Here is a 16,123-nt window from a genome sequence, read left to right on the forward strand (position 1 = left end):
GATCGAGCCAGCCCTCGCGAAGTCCCGACGTGGCGGCGCATCCTGGGGAGGAGCGCGCCGCCACCGGGCGTTTCGTGAGGCCTGTTCGAAAAGGATCAGATCTTCTTCGCCGCGGCGTTCTGGCCGAAGTAATGGTCGAAGGCCATGCGCCGGTTGACGATCGTGTCCTGCTCCCAGCGCGCCGTGCGCTCGGCGAAGGCGATCTGCGAGGCGATGATCTCCTTGAACAGCGGGTTGTCCGCGGCCTTCTTCTTGACGACATCGTCGTAGACGTCGAGCTGCTTTTTCAGCAGCGCGTCCGGCGTCTTGTAGAACTTGACGCCCTTGCCCTGCAGCTCCTGATAGGCCTTCGAGTAGCGGTCGATCGCCTTCCACTGCATGTCCTGCGAGGCGGCCTCGGTCGCGTTGGCGATGATCGCCCGCAGGCGCTCGGGAAGCGCGTCGTACTTGGTCTTGTTGAACAGGATCTCGAAGGATTCGGCGTTCTGGTGGTAGCTCTGCAGCATGCAGACCTTGGCCACGTCCGAGAAGCCGAGCGCGAGGTCGGAAGCCGCGTTGTTGAACTCGGCCGCGTCGAGCAGGCCGCGGTCCATCGACGAGACGATCTCGCCCGCGGGCAGCGCGTTCACGGCGGCGCCGAGGCCGGTGAGCACGTCGATCGAGATGCCGACGGTGCGGAACTTCAGGCCGTTGAGGTCGTCCGCCTTGGCGATCGGCTTCTTGAACCAGCCGAGCGGCTGCGTCGGCATCGGCCCGTAGGGCATCGAGACGACGTTGGCGCCGATCGAGGCGTAGAGCTTCTCCAACAGCTCCTTGCCGCCGCCGTACTTGTGCCACGCCATCAGCATGTTGGCGTCCATGGCGAAGCCCGGGCCGGAGCCCCAGAGCGCCAGCGCGGTCTGCTTGCCGTAATGGTAGACCATCACGCCGTGGCCGCCGTCGAGGGTGCCCTTCGAGACGGCGTCGAGCAGGCCGAAGGCGGGCACGACCGCGCCCGCGGGCAGCACCTCGATCTTGAGGTCGCCGCCGGTCATGTCGTTGACCTTCTTGGCGTAGTCGAGCGCGAATTCGTGGAAGATGTCCTTGGCCGGCCACGTGCTCTGCCAGCGCATGCTGATCGGGCCTTGCGCCTTCACGACGGTCGGCGCCGCCACGACGGTCGCGGCCGTCGCGGCCACCCCCAGGAATCGGCGACGCGTCGCGCGCCGACCGGTCGGCTCCCGTGAACTCATCCTCGTCCTCCCTCACGCGCAGCCTTTTGGCGGCCGGCTTGGGGGCGATTCTAAACCTGAATATCGTATCCTGTCTTCTGCTTCGGGCACGAAACGCAACGAATTCGGCGAGCTGTCCCCAATCCGCAGATCTGTCATCGAGCCAAAAAATATTACCGGATAAGATGGATTAAGCCTCTGACTTCGACGTTGTGGTGCGCTAGGCAGTCGTCGGGCCTATTCGGTGGCCGGGTTTTCATCCCTGTGCCGTAACGGTCGGTACGCTCCCCGCCCGCCTATTGCGCCGCACAAAGAAGCGGCTCCCGATCTTCAGTCGAGCGCCGGCAGCGGCGATCCCGCGAGCCCGGAAGTTCCGTTCGATCCGCCCTCTCCACGCTCCGCATCCGGCGCTCCGCCGGGGTCGCGACAGGCGACATAGAATGCACGCAATCGATGATCATTATGAAATCAGCCCATTTGATTCATGAGGCGGTCGCCCGCACATTCCTCCTCACGAAGCGACGGCACCCCGCCGCAAGAACACGAACAGGCTGAACACCATGACCAAGCAGATCCTCTCCCGCGCCGCCGCCGGCCTCGCGCTGACCCTTCTGGCCACCGCCGCATTCGCGGGCGAGCCGGCCGCCATCGACAACACCAAGACGGTCGGCGCGCTCGCCCTGGAGACCCAGGGTCTCGCCACCGACACCGGCGCGGTGCACCGCCAGGGCGGCTACGCCCTGCCCGGCGCCGTCCAGTGGACGCTCCCGGCCGCCGACGACCGGGTGAAGCAGGCCGCCGCGTTCTGAGGCGGACAGCCGGGACGAAGGGGCGCCCCTCCGGCGCCGCCTGGAGCATCGTACTGCTCCTCGCTGGTCAGGAGCCCCTCGGCGTTCAGCGAGAGCTGAAGGTCGAGGCCGGGCACGGCCGGCGAGGCGCCGATGACGCCCGCGGCGGCCTCCACGTTCTGGGCCTGGATCTCGCGCACCACGTCGCCCGCCGATAGGCCGTGCTCGGCGACCCGCTGCGGGTCGAGCCAGATGCGCATGGAATAGTCGCCCGAGCCGAACAGCTGCACCTGCCCGACGCCGCCGAGGCGGGCGAGCCGGTCCTTGATGTTCAGCACCGCGTAGTTGCGCAGATACGTCATGTCGTAGCGCCCCTCGGGCGAGACGAGGTGCACCACCATGGTGAGCCCCGCCAAAGGGATGATCCCTTTGGAATCCCGGGGGTTGTGCCTCAGTGCAGGTGGAACTCGCCGGAGACCGTCGTCAGCTCGGCCGGCTTGATCAGGCGGCTGTGCATCACCCGCACCGAGTGCAGCGGTCCGTCGAGCCGCTCCTGCCAGAAGGCCAGGAACCGCTTCAGCTCGGGAAAGCGCGGGAACAGGTCGAGCTGCTGCCAGACGAAGGTCTGGAGCAGGTGCGGGTGATCGGGCAGGTGATACAGGATCTCGGCCGTGGTCAGGCCGTAGCCTTCGAGCCTGCGGCGAAACTCCGATGACAGGGCCATGCATCCACCTCGTCGAAGCCGGGTGACCCGCGGACGCGGCCGGGGCCGCGTCGCGACGGGGCCCGGTCCGGACGGAGCGGGCAGGGACAGTGTGAGCAACAACGGTGCCGCCAAGCTTGCCGGACGAACGGCCGCTCGATCCGGCCGCGATCGACGGACCGGATGGACTCAGGCGTCGCGTTCGAGCCCGTCCGGCCGGTCCACGTCGAAGCCGGTTGCCGCGTCGCCCGGCACTTCCAGCACGTCGGCCCGGCGGCTCAGGATCGGACCGGCGCCGCGGTCGCCGGAAAGGGCCGATAAATCGTCTTTCAGCAGGTTCAGATCGAGTAGGACCGGGTTGCCGCGGCGGTGATCTCGAACCGGAACCACCGCGCTCGGGGCGGGATCGGCTGCACGGTAGGCCGCGATCAGGCGATCGAGATGGGCGGGTCCGATCCGCGGCATGTCGCCGAGCAGCACCAGGGCCGCCCCCGTTTCCGGCGGCAGCGCCGCGAGCCCGGCCCTCAGCGAGGTCGACAGCCCGGCGGCATGGTCGGGGTTCTCGACGAGCGTCAGGTCGAGCCCGTCGAGCGCCGCCGCGACCGGCCCGGCATGGGCGCCCACCACCACCACCACCGGCCGCGCCAGGGACGCCAGCGCGGCCTCCGCGGCACGGCGCACCATCGCCTTGCCGGCGAATTCCGCCAGCATCTTCGGCCGCGCCCCGAACCGGGTGCCGAGCCCGGCGGCGAGGATCACCGCCGCGACGCGCCGCTCAGGCATCCTCGCCCGCCCTCGGCTGGCCGCGTTGGGGAATCTCGCTGAGGAGCCCGCCGACGCCCATCCGCACGATGTCGGCCCGCGTCACGGAAAGCCCGGCGAGCAGGCGGTGCAGCACGAAATCGAAGCCGTTCTCCTTGGGCGAGCGGGCGCAGCCCGGCGCGCCGATCACCGGCATGGCGCCGAGGGCGCCGAGCAGCAGCAGGTTGCCCGGATCGACCGGCATGCCGAACTGCTCGACCCGACCCCCCGCCGCCTCCAGCCCCGCCGGGATCACGTCGCGCCGGTCGGCGATGGCCGAGGCGCCGAACACCACGGCCAGCTCGCAGCCCTCCGCCGCGAGGCGGGCGAGCGCCTCGGCGACCGCGGTGGCGGCATGAGGTACGCGGGTCTCGGCGACGATTTCGGCGCCCGTCGGCGCGAGGCGATCTGCCAGCACGCGCAAGGTCTTGGCGACCGTCGCGGGTTTCAGGCCGGGCAGCAGCGTCGAGACCACGCCGACGCGCTTCAGCCGGTAGGGGGCGAGCCGCAGCGGCGGTCGCGGGGCGGCGGCGAGCGCCCGTTCGAGGGCAGGGCCGGCGACCGCGTAGGGGATGATCTTGATCGTCGCCACCATCTCGCCGGAAGCCACCGGGCGGAAGGCCGGCAGGGTCGCCACCGTGATCGCCTCGTCCACGAGGTTGACCGCATCGATCCCCGCGGGCTCGACCAGCAGCACGCCGGCCGCCTCCGCCACGAGGTTGCAGCGCCCGGTAAACGCCCGCTCCGGCGCCAGTCCTTCGCCCGCGAGATGCAGGGCGAGCCGCGCGGCGGCCTCGTCCTCGCCGACATCGCCCGGATCGAGCCGCACCGCCACGATCTCGCCGTGGCCGGATTCGGCGAGGCGCCGCGCCTCCTCCGCCGGGATCGGCCGGCCCTTGCGCAGGGTGGCGCCTCCCGCGCGCACGGTATGGGCCGCGATCAGGCCCGCGCTGTCGCGCGTCGCGACCGGTCCGAACCGCATCGGATCAGGCCCCCGCCCGCGCGGCGATCCGCTCGCGCCGCAGGGTCGCGACGACCTGGGCGAGGATCGCCAGCGCGATCTCGGCCGGCGAGACGGCGCCGATATCGAGCCCGATCGGCGCGTGGATGCGGGCGATTTTTTCCTGGTCGAAGCCCGCCTCCCGGAGCCGCTCGACCCGGCGCGCATGGGTCTTGCGCGAGCCCAGCGCGCCGACGTAGGCGCACTCGGCCCTCAACGCCGCGGTGAGCGCCGGATCGTCGATCTTGGGATCGTGGGTCAGCGCCAGGAGCGCGGTGTAGGCGTCGAGCCCGATGCGTTCGAGCGCCGCGTCGGGCCACTCGGCGATCACCGGGACGCCGGGGAAGCGCTCCGGCGTGGCGAAGGCGGTGCGCGGATCGATCACGGTGAGGTCGAGGCCGAGCTGTCCCGCCATCGGGGCCAGCGCCTGGGTGATGTGCACGGCGCCGACCGCGACGAGCCGCAAAGGCGGGGCGTGGACGGCGACGAAGAGCGGGCGGCCCTCCACATCCTCGATCAGGCCGCTGGCGTCGCTGGCGAGCCGTTTGCGCAGCGCCTCGGCCAGGGGATCGGCGTCGATCTCCGCGCCCCGCACGAGGCGCTGGCTCCCGTCCGCCGGATCGGTGACGACGAGGGCCGGGCGGCGGGCGGCGCGCTCAGTATTGAGGGTGCTCAGGGTGTCGAGGCGCATGTGATCCTCAATCGACCCGTTCGACGAAGACGCGGATGCGCCCGCCGCAGGAGAGCCCGGCCCGCCACGCGGTCTCGTCGGCCACGCCGAATTCGAGGGTGCGGGGGCGCCCGTCGCCGATCACGTCCATCGCCTCGGTGATGACCTCGCCCTCGACGCAGCCGCCGGAGACCGAGCCGAGGAAACGCCCCGCCTCGTCGATCAGCAGATGGCTGCCGACCGGGCGCGGGGCCGAGCCCCAGGTCTCGATCACGGTGGCGAGCGCGACCGCGCGGCCCTCGCGCCGCCACGCCTCGGCAGCACGCAGGATGTCGTCCTCGGTGGAGAGCATTTTTTTGGGTCTCGGATACCTAGGGCCCGCTCGCCCCCGGCGTCCCGTCTCTCAGAGGTAGGCGCCCGCGCCCGTTCCGCAATGCGGCGCGATCCGCCGCTTGCACGGGCCGCGGGCGGCCTTATCAAGGACGCCTCGCCGCTGGGACAAGAGAGGCCGCTGTGACGGGACGGATCGCGCGCTCGGCCCTCGCCCTGTTGGCTCTCACCGGCGCCGCGCAGGCCGCCGAGCCCCTGCGGATCGGGCTGGCCCTGCCGCTCTCCGGCGCGGATGCCGGCTTCGGCCAGGGCGCCCGACTCGGGGCCGAGCAGGCGGTGGCCGAGATCAACCGCGCGGGCGGGGTGCTCGGCCAAAAAATCCAGCTCGTGGTGCAGGACGATGGCGGCGACCCCAAGCAGGCGGCAGCCGCCGCCCGCAAGCTCGTTGGAAGCGGTGTGCGCTTCGTCGTCGGCCACATCAATTCGGGAGCCGCGGCGGCGGCGAGCCCGGTCTACGAGGAGGCCGGCATCGTCTCGGTCACGCCCGGCGCGACCTGGGCACCGCTGACCCGCCGGGGTGCCAGCCTGCTGTTTCGCCTCGCCGGCAGCGACGCGCAGCAGGGCGCTCTCGGCGGCACGCTTCTGGCGCAGCGCTTCCGCGACCGGCCGGTCGCCATCGTCCACGACAAGACCAGCTTCGGCCGCGCGCTCGCCGACGAGGCCGCCCGCGCGCTCAAAGTCGGCGGCGGTCGCGAGCGGCTGTTCGAGGGCGTCTCCCGCGACGACCGCGAGGTGGCCGGGCTCGTCGCCAAGCTCCGGGCGCTCGGGATCGCGGCGGTGTATTTCGGCGGCCTCCAGGCGCCCGCCGCGGCCCTCGTCAAGGCGATGCGCGAGGCGGGGCTGGCCACGACGCTGATCGGCAGCGACGGCCTCCTCGACAAGGATTTTTTGCAAGTTGCCGGCGCGGCTGCGGAGGGGACGGTGATGACGCTGGCGCCCAGCCCTCCACGGCTGCCGGAGGCCCGGGGCGCCGCGCGTGCGCCGCGCACGGCCGAGGCCGAGATGTTCGCCGGCCCGGCCTACGCCGCGATCGAGGTGATCCGCCAGGGCGCCGAGGGCGCGCGCTCGACCGATCCGACCCGGGTCGCGGCCCATCTCCACGGCGGGGCGCCGCTGCGCACGCTTCTCGGCGAGATCGCGTTCGATGCCCGCGGCGACCTCGCCCGGTCGCCCTTCGCGGTGGCGACGTGGCGCAAGCTCGCCGACGGCCGGATCGACTACGCGGGCACCGAGACCGCGCCTTAGAGCATCGGCCCGAAAGGTGGTCGCCGGCTTTCGGAAAAAAGCCGATGCGGCACAGAGACCTAGCGCATCGTCCTGGATACGATATCCAGGACGATGCGCTAGCGGCGCGAAATCGGTCGATCCCGCGTGTTCCCTGACGATAAGCCCGCGTGCGGCGCCGCATATTCTTGCGTAAACCCGCTCCGGCGCTTAAGTCGCGGGGCTGGTGCCCTTCGCGAAACGCCCGCCGCCCCGGCTCGTCCCGGAGCGATGGCTCGGCTCATCGGGAATTTCGCGAGCGGCACCTGACGCCCGGCCCGCGCCGCGCGCACCCCGAGCCCGACGCTCGGCGGATCGGACCCGCGGACCTGCGCGTTCTGCACGACAGATTTTTCAGATTGGCCGGTGCGCCCCGTGCAGGCGGCTCGGCCGGAGACGAGTGTATGGCAAAAGAAGAACTGATGCAGTTCGACGGCTTGGTCGTCGAAATCCTGCCGGACGCGCGCTACCGCGTGCAGCTCGACCAGGGCCACGAGATCGTGGCCTACACCGCCGGCAAGATGAAGAAGAACCGCATCAAGACCCTGGCCGGCGACCGCGTCACCGTCGAGATGTCGCCCTACGATCTGGAGAAGGGCCGTCTGGTGTTCCGCCACAAGGACGAGCGCGGCCCGACCGGCCCCCGCCCGCCCCAGCGCGGCGGCCAGCAGTTCCGTCGCCGCTGACGCGACGAGCCCCGTCCGCCCGAGGACAAAGCGGCCGGCCTCAACGGTCGGACGCGGCGGGCCTGCGCTTCGCCTCCGCCCGGCAGCGGTCGGAGCAGTAGCGCACCTCGTCCCAGACCCGCTCCCACTTCTTGCGCCACGCGAAGGGCCTTTGGCACTGCGCGCAGATCTTTTGCGGGAGATCGCCCTTCCGGCGCATGGGGGGCATGGCTCAGGTCTCGGTCCGTTTCGCGCGCTGGGTCGTGGTCGCTAGCCGCTCATGTGGCCCCCGCCGCCCTGCCGGCCATGACCCGCGGCGATGAGGCCCGACGCAGCGCCTCCTACCCAACCCCCCTCATCCTGAGGTGCCGCGCAGCGGCCTCGAAGGAGGGCTCCAGAGATCGCGCGATACGCTGGAGCCCTCCTTCGAGGCCCCTTGCCGAGGCAAGGGGCACCTCAGGATGAGGGTTGTGAGTGGGAGAGGGCTTCGAAGGTTGCGCTCACCGCCCGAGATGCGGCACCTCCGCCAGCGGCACCGGGCTCCAGCGGGTGAGCAGCACGTAGCCGTCGCGGGCGGCGATCACGACATGGCGGCGGTGGCGGTGCGTCACCGTTCCGGGCGCGTGGCGGTGGGCCTCGCGCCAGCCTTCGGCCTCGGCCACGAAGACGCGGTTGTCGCCGATCTTCGCGATGGTCTCGATCCGGCCGAAGGCGCGGATGCGGCGCAGCACCTCGTCCACGTCCTGGCGGAAGTCGAGGGTGCGGTCGGCGTCCGACACCCGCGGCCAGTAGGAGCCGTCGCCCTGCGGCTCGGGCCGGCGCCAGCGGTCGGACAGTTCCCGGCCGATCGGCCCGACCGCGAGGCGGCGGGCCGCCATCTGGCACTTGATCAGCAGGGTCTCGTGGCTCTCGCGCGGATCGGTCGAAAAAATATCCTGGGCCAGGATGTCGCCGGTGTCGAAGCCCTGCTCGGCCAGCACGTGAGCGGTGACGCCCCAGCTCTCGTACCGGTCGAGCACGGCCCGGAACAGCGGGTAGGGCCCCCGCCCGGTCGGCAGCGGCGAGGGGTGGATGTTGAGGGCGTAGCGCACCCGCCCGTGCCAGCCGCGCACCAGCCAGGGATAGCCCGCGACCACCAGCGCCACGTCGCGCCCGTGGTCCTTCGCCAGCCGCTCGATGTCGTCGGGCTGGATGCGCGAGAGCTGGATCGGGACGCGGTGGCGCCGTCCTTGCGCCACCACGACGTCGTTGTGATCGTAGATCGCGTCGCAGGGGCGGGTGAACAGCTTGACCGGCGTCCAGCCCGCCTCGACCAGCCCGTCGAAGACCGAGCCGAGGAAGTCGATGCCGGCGAACGCGAATTTCATCTCGGACCCTGTCTCTCTCGTCCGCCTGCGACCTTACGTGCCGGGGCCGAACCGCCCGGTGCAACTCCTCGGCGGGCCGCCAAGCCTTAGCTAGCCGATCCGGGACAGAGGTGAAGCCGGAAAGGTGGGCATCATATGGATCGCGTCGTGATCTACGGGGGGACGGGCGGCATCGGCGGCGCCACGGCCCGGCGGCTGCGGGAGCGCGGCGTGCCGCTCCACCTCGTCGGCCGCGATGCCGGACGCCTGGAGCGGGCGGCCTCCGAACTCGGCGAGACCGGCTTCACCGCGGGCGACGTGACCGACCCGGGCCTGTTCGCCCGCGTGGCCGAGGACGCGGGGGACCGCCTCGGCGGCCTCGTCTACGCGGTGGGCACGATCCAGCTCGCGCCGGTGGCCAAGCTCGCCCCCGAGCGGATCGAGGCGGATTTCCGCATCAACGCGCTCGGCGCCTTCCTGGCGGTGCAGGCCGCGGCCAGGGCCCTCAAGGCCGGGGAGGGGACGGCCGGCGTCGTGCTGTTCTCCACGGTCGCCGTCGCGCAGGGGTTCGCCAACCACGCCTCCGTCGCCATGGCGAAGGGCGCCGTCGAGGGGCTGGCCCTGTCGCTCGCCGCCGAACTCGCGCCCGCGATCCGGGTCAACGTCGTGGCGCCCTCGCTGACGCGCACGCCGCTGTCCGAATCCATCACCCGCAACGAGGCGCTGGCGTCGGGCATCGCCGGGATGCACGCGCTCCAGCGCATCGGCGAGCCGGAGGACGTGGCCGAACTCGCCGCCTTCCTCGTGAGCCCGCAGGCCGGCTACGTCACCGGACAGGTCATCGGCGTCGATGGCGGGCGCTCGCGCCTGCGCACCAAGGGCTGAGGGTGAAGACCCTTCGCCTGATCCTCGGCGACCAGCTTCACCGCCGGCTCAGCACGCTGTCCGACCTCGACCCCGGCACGGACATCGTCCTGATGGTCGAGGTGCGGGCCGAGGCGACCTATGTCCGCCATCACAAGCAGAAGATCGCCTTCCTGTTCTCGGCGATGCGCCACTTCGCCCAAGACCTCGAAGCGGAGGGGATCCGCGTCGATTACGTCCGCCTGGACGACCCCGCCAACACCGGCTCGTTCGGGGGCGAACTGGAGCGGGCGTTCGAGCGGCACGCGCCGGAGCGCGTCGTCGTCACCGAGCCCGGCGAATGGCGCGTCTGGGAGATGATGCAGGACTGGCGGGAGACGTTTCCGCTCGAAATCCGCGAGGACAACCGCTTCCTCTGCTCGCGCGCCCGGTTCGAGGCCTGGGCCGAGGGGCGCAAGAGCCTGCGGATGGAGACGTTCTACCGCGACATGCGCAAGCGCACCGGCCTGCTGATGGAGGGGGCCGAGCCCGAGAGCGGGCGCTGGAATTTTGATACGGAGAACCGCAAGGCCCTTCCCAAGTCTCTGGAACCACCGGCACGCCTTACCTTCCCGCCGGACACGATCACGCGCGAAGTGATCGAGCTGGTCGAGGCCGAGTTCGGCGCGCATTTCGGCCGGCTCGACGGTTTCGCCTGGCCCGTCACTCGCGCCGACGCTCTGAAGGTGCTGGCCGGCTTCCTGACAGAGGGGCTGCCGCGCTTCGGCGATTATCAGGACGCCATGCGCGACGGCGAGCCGTTCCTCTACCATTCGCTGATCTCGCCGATGCTCAATGCCGGCCTCCTCGACGCCGAGGAGGTGTGCCGCGCCGCCGAGCGCGCCTATCGCGAGGGTGGGGTGCCGCTGAACTGCGCCGAGGGCTTCATCCGCCAGATCCTCGGCTGGCGCGAATACGTGCGCGGCCTCTACTGGGCGCGCATGCCCGACTACGCCCGCACCAACGCACTCTCGGCGAAACGCGACCTGCCGTGGTTCTACTGGTCGGGCGAGACCGAGATGGCGTGCTTGCGCGCCTGCATCGGTCAGACCCGCGACCACGCCTACGCCCACCACATCCAGCGCCTGATGGTGCTCGGCAACTTCGCCCTGATCGCCGGGATCGCGCCGGCCCAGGTCGAGGAATGGTACCTCGTCGTCTACGCCGACGCCTACGAGTGGGTCGAGTTGCCCAACGTCCACGGCATGGTGCTGTGGGCGGACGGCGGGGTGATGGGCTCCAAGCCCTACGCGGCGTCCGGCGCCTATATCGACCGGATGTCGGATTATTGCCGGGGTTGCGCCTACGACGTGAAGCTGAAGGCCGGACCGAAGGCGTGCCCGTTCAACTACCTCTACTGGAATTTCCTGATCGAGAACGCCGGGCGCCTGTCGGGCAATCCGCGCATGAGCATGCCCTACCGCACCCTGGAGCGGTTCGGCCCGAAGCGCCGGGCCGAGATCGCGGCGGATGCGGGCCGCTTCCTCGATTCGCTGGCGGCGAACGATCCGGCCTCCGGCTGATCGCATCGGTCGCCGAAGCGCCCCGTCATTGCGAGGCGAAGCCGAAGCAATCCAGGGCTCCGAACTTTTAGAACGTGGCGTATGCGGAACCGCGTCGTCGGCTCGCTCTCGCCCTCTCAGGCACCCTCGCGCCCTGGATCGCTTCGGCTTCGCCTCGCGATGACGGGATGGAGCGGTCCTCGAAGCGATCGACCGGAAGCGGCGTCAGAGCGCGTTCCAGATCGCCAGCCCGAGATAGGGGCTCGGGCGCATGGACGCGTTGACCCGCCCCTCGAACTGGCAGCCCGCCGAGAGGCGGAAGCGGTAGCCGCCGAAGGCGTAGTCCGTCGCGTGGAGCCCAAAACTCCATTTCCGGTAGCCGGTGTGGTCGAGAGAGGCCGAAGCCTCGGGGCCGAGATAGGCGCCGAACAGCGCGAGTCCCCAGGACAGGCGGGCCCAGGCATTACTCCGGGCCGAGCCGAGGATCACGGTGGCAGTCACGAGCGTGGATTCGGTGGGCCGCGCCCAGACCTCGCCGTGCAGGCGCACGCCGCTGCGTAAGGGTAGGAGCGTCCCGCCGCCCGCGCCCGTCAGCATCTCGACGGAGAGTTCGGGGCCGGCCAGCACCGTCACCACGCCCCAGGGCCGCACGAACTGGTAGCCGCCCAGCGCCGACCCGAGCAGGGTGGTGCGCACCAGAACTGGGAGGCGGCCGCCGCCCTCCAGGCGCATGCCGTTGCCGGCGCTGACCAGCACCACCGGTCCGTCGCGGTCGAACCGGTCGAAGGCGACCTTGGCACCGCTGGTCGAGAAGACCGAGGCGCCGGCTTCCAGGCTGCTGAACAGGACGGAGCGCAGGCCCGCATCCTCCGCCGCGGCCGGACTCGCGGCAGCGGTCAGGGCCAAGGCCGCCAGCCATCGGCGCAAGGGGCGGCCGGCCACGCGCCGCGCCCTCGGCGGCGTGCCGTCTCCCTCGCCGGTGTCGGTGCCCCTCCCCATCGGTCGTCGCGTGGGTTCGTGCGGAAAGGAGCAATGTCTGGCGCAATCTCAGGCTGTGGCCAGGAATTTATGTAATATTTGATGATTTTCCTGCTTGGATCATCTTGAGGTTCATCAATCGAGCGGCCGGCCAACCTCAAGGTTTCGGCCGGGAATGAAATCGTCCCGCATGTGATTCGCCGCACGCGAGCCGGGGGCCCGCATTCGCGCCCGCTTGGCGGAACCTTCCGGTTGGGCTAGAGCCGCGCCTGTCCGAAGCCAATGGCCGAGCCGGTTTGTCCTCCGCTGCGCGCACCTCCGATGTTCTCACCTTGCTTGCGAGCCAGGAGAGCGAGCGGCTGACGGTCGGCGACATCATCGCCGTGCTGCGCGACCGCGCGTTCGCGCTGCTCGTGGTGCTGCTCGGCCTGCCCAACTGCCTGCCGATGCCGCCGCCGATCCCGCTGGTCTGCGGCCTGCTGCTGCTGCTGATCGCGGTGCAGATCGTGGCCGGCATGTCCTCGCCGTGGCTGCCCAAGCGCGTGCTCGGCCAGTCGGTCGCCCGCGAGACGGTGGCCAAGGCCGTCACCCGTGCGGTGCCGCTGCTGCGGCGGCTGGAGCGCTGGTCGAAGCCGCGCATGAGCGTGTTCGAGACCGCCATCGGCATGCGCAGCACCGGCGTGCTGATCCTGGCGATGGCGCTGGCGCTCATCGTGGCGCCGCCCTTCTTCGGTCAGATCCCCCTCGGGCTCGCGGTCTCGCTGATCGGGCTCGGGCTGGTGGAGCGCGACGGCATCGTCGTCCTGATCGGCGTCGCCATCGGCGGCATCGGCGTCGGCATCTCGATCGGCTTCGTCTACACCCTGTTCGCCAGCGTGATGAGCGCGCTGCACTGGCTCAGCCAGTCGATCCCGGGGCTGGCTTCGTAAGGCCGGTCTCCGGCTGATCGCCACGGGCGCAGCCGCATTCCCCTCGCCCCGCACGCGGGGAGAGGGTCGCGACGACCCTGTCGTCGTCGCGACAAGCGGAAGCGAAGGTGAGGGGGCGATTCCGAAGGAGTCTCCTCCGGTGAGGCTCCCTCACCTTCGGCTGCCGCCTCGCTTCATGCCCCGACGAGAGGGCATGAAGCCCTCTCCCCGCGTGCGGGGCGAGGGGATGCGCGGGCGCCGAATTGACTTTCTACGAGGAGATCGCCTTCGCGACGGGTAATCCCCGACCGAGAAGTCCCTCACGCCTCCAGATGGCGTCGCCGGACGAGGCGGTGGAGCAACCCGCCGCGGGGGCCGACCAGCATCGAGACGAGATAGAGCGCGCCCGCCGCCAGCACGATCGCCGGCCCGGTCGGGAGGCGGATGCCGGCGTGGTAGGAGACGAGCAGCCCCGTCACGCTCGCCAGCATCGAGATCAGCATGGAAACGGGGATCAGCCCCGACAGGTCGGCGGCCCAGAACCGGGCGGCGATGGCCGGCAGCAGCATCAGGCCCACCGCCAGCAGCGTGCCGAGCGCCTGGAAGCCGCCCACGAGGTTGATGACGACGAGCGCCAGGAAGGCCGAGTGGACCGGCCCGCCGACGCGCCCGACGGTGCGCAGGAACAGCGGATCGACGCACTCGATCACCAGCGGGCGGTAGAGGGCGGCGAGCGCCACCAGCGTCAGGCTGCTGATCCCGCCGAGCAGCGTCAGGGCGTCGTCGTCGAGCGCCAGCACGGTGCCGAACAGGATGTGCAGGAGATCGATCTGCGAGCCGCGCAGCGAGACGAGGAAGACGCCGCCCGCGAGCGAGATCAGGTAGAAGGCGGCGAGACTCGCATCCTCCTTCAGCACCGTCGAGCGGGTGACGAAGCCCGCCGCCAGCGCCACCGCGAGGCCGGCGATCAGGCCGCCGAGCGTCATCGCGGGCAGCGACAGGCCGGCGACCAGGAAGCCCGCGGCGGCGCCCGGGAGGATGGCGTGGCTCATCGCCTCGCTCATCAGGCTCATCCGGCGCAGCATCAGGAAGACGCCGAGCGGGGGCGCCGACAGCGACAGGGCGAGGCAACCGGCGAGTGCCCGGCGCATGAAGCCGAACTCGACGAAGGGGCCGACGAGGAGGTCCGACAGGCCGGCGAGCGTCACGGGGCGGCTCCGTGGCCGGCATGGCCGTGAGCGTGGTGATGGTGGTGGTCGTGGTGATCGTGCGCGGCGGCGGGAGCCGCCTCATGCCGGCAGATCGCGGCGGCCTCGTCCCAGGCCTCCGACAGGGCGAGCGCGCGGGCGAGCACCGGCGGGCTCAGCACCTCCGCGGTCGGGCCCCAGGCGATGGGGCGGCGGGCGAGCACGAGCGTCGAGGGGAAGTGCGCACGCACCTGATGCAGATCGTGCAAGGCCGCGACGACGGTGCGGCCTTCCCGGTGCCAGCCGCGGATCAGGGCCAGAAGATCGGCGGTGGTGCGCTCGTCGATGCCGGTGAAGGGCTCGTCGAGCAGGATCAGCCGCGCGTCCTGCAGGATCAGCCGGGCGAACAGGGCCCGCTGGAACTGGCCGCCCGAGAGCGTGCCGATCGGCCGGTCCTCGAAGCCGGTGAGCCCGACCGCGGCGAGCGCGTCGAGCAGTTTGGGGCGGTGCCGCTTCAGGCTCGCCCAGGCGCCGAAGGGCCGCCACAGGCCCATGGCGGCGAGATCCAGCACGCTGACCGGGAAGCTGCGGTCGATCTCGGCGGCCTGGGGCAGGTAGGCGATCGCCTTCGTCCCCGTTTCGATCGCGCCGTCGAGCGCGCCGACCTCGCCGACGATGCCCTTGAGCAGCGTCGACTTGCCGGCCCCGTTCGGCCCCACCAGCGCCAGCAGATCGCCGGCGGCGACCGTGCCGTCGAGATGGTGCACGGCCGGATGCCGGTCGTAGCCGAGCGTCAGGCCGCGGAAGCGGATCGCGCTCACGGGGCGACCGCCCACAGGATCACGGCCCAGAGCAGCCCCGAGAGGACGAGCGCCGCGGCCACGCGCAAGGCGGCCCCGCTGCGGAACAGGGAGCGGCGCGGGAGACGGTCGGCCCCGCCGGCACGGATCATGGGGCTTTCTCAGGTGTGCGAGCGGTGTGGTTGCGGGCGCCGCCGTCGTTGCCCGATGGCGGGCGGGCGCCTATCTTGAGGCGGCTGATACACTGTAACACGGCTCCGTTTCAATCGGGCCGGATGGGGAGGCCGGGATGCGCGCAGACGCGCAGCACGACCACGGTCACGATCATGCTCATTCGCACGATCACCGCCATGACGGGCCGCAGGGCCGGCACGGCTGCGGGCAATGCGCCGAGGGCGCGACCGAGCGGGCCGAGCGGCTGTGCCATGAGCGCGGCCTGCAATTCACGCCCCTGCGCCGGGACGTGCTGACGGTGGTGGCGGCGGAGGGGCGCCCGCTCGGCGCCTACGACATCGCCGAGCGGATGAGCGGGCAGGGGGGGCGGCGGGTCGCGGCGGTCTCGGTCTACCGGGCGCTCGATTTCCTGACCGAGCAGGGGCTCGTGCACCGCATCTCCAGCCGCAACGCCTTCGTCTCCTGCGGCCACGACCACGGCGCGGGCGCGAGCCTCGTCTTCCTGATCTGCCGCCAGTGCGGCGGCATCGACGAGATGACGGCCCCCGCGGTCGAGAGCGCGCTGGGCGCCACCCTGGCGCAGGCGGGGTTCACGCCGACGAGCCGGATTCTGGAGGTCGAGGGGGAGTGCGGGGCTTGCCGGGAGCGCGGCGGGGCGGTCGGGCGCTGACGTTTCGACGGCTTCCGGTGTCCTCCGCGCCCGTCATTCCGGGGCTCGCCGCAGGCGAGAACCCGGAATCTACGACTGGCCGCGACGGTTCGACTTTGGCCGGGCTTCCCGCATCACGGGTGGATTGCACGCCTCCGGCGCGCCCCTCCGGGTCCGGGTTCCGC

19 protein-coding genes and 1 pseudogene are annotated in these 16,123 nt (G+C 71.2%); 7 read left to right on the forward strand and 13 right to left on the reverse strand.

The features are described 5' to 3' along the window. Positions 1–95: 95 nt before the first annotated feature. On the reverse strand, positions 96–1,232 hold the full coding sequence (locus AAHG03_RS24555; protein ID WP_342153990.1) for a TRAP transporter substrate-binding protein: 1,137 nt from the start codon (positions 1,230–1,232) through the stop codon (positions 96–98). 539 nt (positions 1,233–1,771) lie between these two features. Here AAHG03_RS24555 and AAHG03_RS24560 point away from each other — a divergent pair. Further along, positions 1,772–2,020, forward strand: a complete 249-nt coding sequence (locus AAHG03_RS24560; protein ID WP_342153992.1) for a hypothetical protein — start codon at positions 1,772–1,774, stop codon at positions 2,018–2,020. Positions 2,021–2,070: 50 nt separating this feature from the next. Here the strand turns inward: AAHG03_RS24560 and AAHG03_RS24565 are convergent. From AAHG03_RS24565 to AAHG03_RS24590, 6 genes and pseudogenes are all read right to left on the reverse strand, one after another. Then, a pseudogene (locus tag AAHG03_RS24565) lies at positions 2,071–2,406 on the reverse strand (efflux RND transporter permease subunit); the annotation flags it as partial. A 44-nt stretch (positions 2,407–2,450) separates the two neighbouring features. After that, complete coding sequence (locus AAHG03_RS24570; RefSeq protein WP_342153994.1) at positions 2,451–2,723, reverse strand: usg protein; 273 nt, start codon at positions 2,721–2,723, stop codon at positions 2,451–2,453. Between the two features lie 168 nt (positions 2,724–2,891). Continuing rightward, on the reverse strand, positions 2,892–3,485 hold the full coding sequence (locus tag AAHG03_RS24575) for a nucleotidyltransferase family protein (protein WP_342153996.1): 594 nt from the start codon (positions 3,483–3,485) through the stop codon (positions 2,892–2,894). Then, positions 3,478–4,485 (reverse strand): molybdopterin-binding protein, encoded by a 1,008-nt coding sequence (locus AAHG03_RS24580; RefSeq protein WP_342153998.1) that lies wholly within the window; start codon positions 4,483–4,485, stop codon positions 3,478–3,480. Before AAHG03_RS24580 ends, AAHG03_RS24575 begins: the two co-directional genes overlap by 8 nt. 4 nt (positions 4,486–4,489) lie before the next feature. Continuing rightward, positions 4,490–5,194 carry an XdhC family protein gene (locus AAHG03_RS24585; protein WP_342154000.1) on the reverse strand — a complete coding sequence of 235 codons (705 nt, stop codon included), beginning with the start codon at positions 5,192–5,194 and terminating at the stop codon, positions 4,490–4,492. Positions 5,195–5,201: 7 nt separating this feature from the next. Then, a complete protein-coding gene (locus AAHG03_RS24590) occupies positions 5,202–5,525 on the reverse strand; it encodes an XdhC family protein (protein ID WP_342154002.1) in 324 nt (107 codons plus the stop codon). Positions 5,526–5,686: 161 nt separating this feature from the next. On the opposite strand from AAHG03_RS24590, the gene AAHG03_RS24595 reads away from it, so the two are divergent. Both AAHG03_RS24595 and infA read left to right on the forward strand, forming a co-directional pair. Further along, the gene (locus AAHG03_RS24595; RefSeq protein ID WP_342154004.1) at positions 5,687–6,808 is read left to right on the forward strand and encodes a branched-chain amino acid ABC transporter substrate-binding protein; all 1,122 of its coding nucleotides are present in this window, start codon (positions 5,687–5,689) and stop codon (positions 6,806–6,808) included. A gap of 422 nt (positions 6,809–7,230) precedes the next feature. Then, entirely contained in the window at positions 7,231–7,512 is a 282-nt protein-coding gene (gene infA / locus AAHG03_RS24600; RefSeq protein ID WP_056239380.1) for a translation initiation factor IF-1, read from the forward strand. 40 nt (positions 7,513–7,552) lie between these two features. Here the strand turns inward: infA and AAHG03_RS24605 are convergent, their stop codons facing one another. Beyond that, on the reverse strand, positions 7,553–7,720 hold the full coding sequence (locus tag AAHG03_RS24605) for a DUF2256 domain-containing protein (protein ID WP_342154007.1): 168 nt from the start codon (positions 7,718–7,720) through the stop codon (positions 7,553–7,555). A 271-nt stretch (positions 7,721–7,991) separates the two neighbouring features. Further along, positions 7,992–8,858 carry a formyltransferase family protein gene (locus AAHG03_RS24610; protein WP_342154009.1) on the reverse strand — a complete coding sequence of 289 codons (867 nt, stop codon included), beginning with the start codon at positions 8,856–8,858 and terminating at the stop codon, positions 7,992–7,994. 135 nt (positions 8,859–8,993) lie between these two features. Between AAHG03_RS24610 and AAHG03_RS24615 the strand changes: the two genes are divergently transcribed. Together AAHG03_RS24615 and AAHG03_RS24620 are read left to right on the forward strand one after the other, a co-directional pair. Further along, the gene (locus AAHG03_RS24615) at positions 8,994–9,722 is read left to right on the forward strand and encodes an SDR family NAD(P)-dependent oxidoreductase (protein WP_342154011.1); all 729 of its coding nucleotides are present in this window, start codon (positions 8,994–8,996) and stop codon (positions 9,720–9,722) included. Positions 9,723–9,724: 2 nt separating this feature from the next. After that, positions 9,725–11,263: a cryptochrome/photolyase family protein gene (locus AAHG03_RS24620; RefSeq protein ID WP_342154013.1), complete on the forward strand. Its 1,539-nt coding sequence runs from the start codon at positions 9,725–9,727 to the stop codon at positions 11,261–11,263. Positions 11,264–11,467: 204 nt separating this feature from the next. On the opposite strand, the gene bcsS is transcribed toward AAHG03_RS24620, so the two are convergent. After that, positions 11,468–12,184 carry a cellulose biosynthesis protein BcsS gene (gene bcsS, locus AAHG03_RS24625; protein WP_342154015.1) on the reverse strand — a complete coding sequence of 239 codons (717 nt, stop codon included), beginning with the start codon at positions 12,182–12,184 and terminating at the stop codon, positions 11,468–11,470. Positions 12,185–12,516: 332 nt separating this feature from the next. Here bcsS and AAHG03_RS24630 point away from each other — a divergent pair, with 332 nt between their 5' ends. Next, positions 12,517–13,149 (forward strand): exopolysaccharide biosynthesis protein, encoded by a 633-nt coding sequence (locus AAHG03_RS24630; RefSeq protein ID WP_342154017.1) that lies wholly within the window; start codon positions 12,517–12,519, stop codon positions 13,147–13,149. Positions 13,150–13,448: 299 nt separating this feature from the next. Here the strand turns inward: AAHG03_RS24630 and AAHG03_RS24635 are convergent, their stop codons facing one another. From AAHG03_RS24635 to AAHG03_RS24645, 3 genes are read right to left on the reverse strand one after another with little or no spacing between them, the layout of a single operon-like run. Then, positions 13,449–14,279, reverse strand: coding sequence for a metal ABC transporter permease (locus tag AAHG03_RS24635; RefSeq protein WP_342154058.1), 831 nt, complete (start codon positions 14,277–14,279; stop codon positions 13,449–13,451). Between the two features lie 53 nt (positions 14,280–14,332). Beyond that, positions 14,333–15,136 carry a metal ABC transporter ATP-binding protein gene (locus AAHG03_RS24640; RefSeq protein ID WP_342154019.1) on the reverse strand — a complete coding sequence of 268 codons (804 nt, stop codon included), beginning with the start codon at positions 15,134–15,136 and terminating at the stop codon, positions 14,333–14,335. Next, positions 15,133–15,267: a hypothetical protein gene (locus AAHG03_RS24645; RefSeq protein ID WP_342154021.1), complete on the reverse strand. Its 135-nt coding sequence runs from the start codon at positions 15,265–15,267 to the stop codon at positions 15,133–15,135. Before AAHG03_RS24645 ends, AAHG03_RS24640 begins: the two co-directional genes overlap by 4 nt. A 137-nt stretch (positions 15,268–15,404) precedes the next feature. Here AAHG03_RS24645 and AAHG03_RS24650 point away from each other — a divergent pair, with 137 nt between their 5' ends. Next, the gene (locus tag AAHG03_RS24650; protein WP_342154023.1) at positions 15,405–15,959 is read left to right on the forward strand and encodes a Fur family transcriptional regulator; all 555 of its coding nucleotides are present in this window, start codon (positions 15,405–15,407) and stop codon (positions 15,957–15,959) included. The last annotated feature ends 164 nt before the right edge of the window (positions 15,960–16,123 follow it).

Origin of the sequence: Methylorubrum subtropicum (genome assembly GCF_038442325.1) — a bacterium.
GTDB classification, from domain to species: Bacteria; Pseudomonadota; Alphaproteobacteria; order Rhizobiales; family Beijerinckiaceae; genus Methylobacterium; species Methylobacterium subtropicum.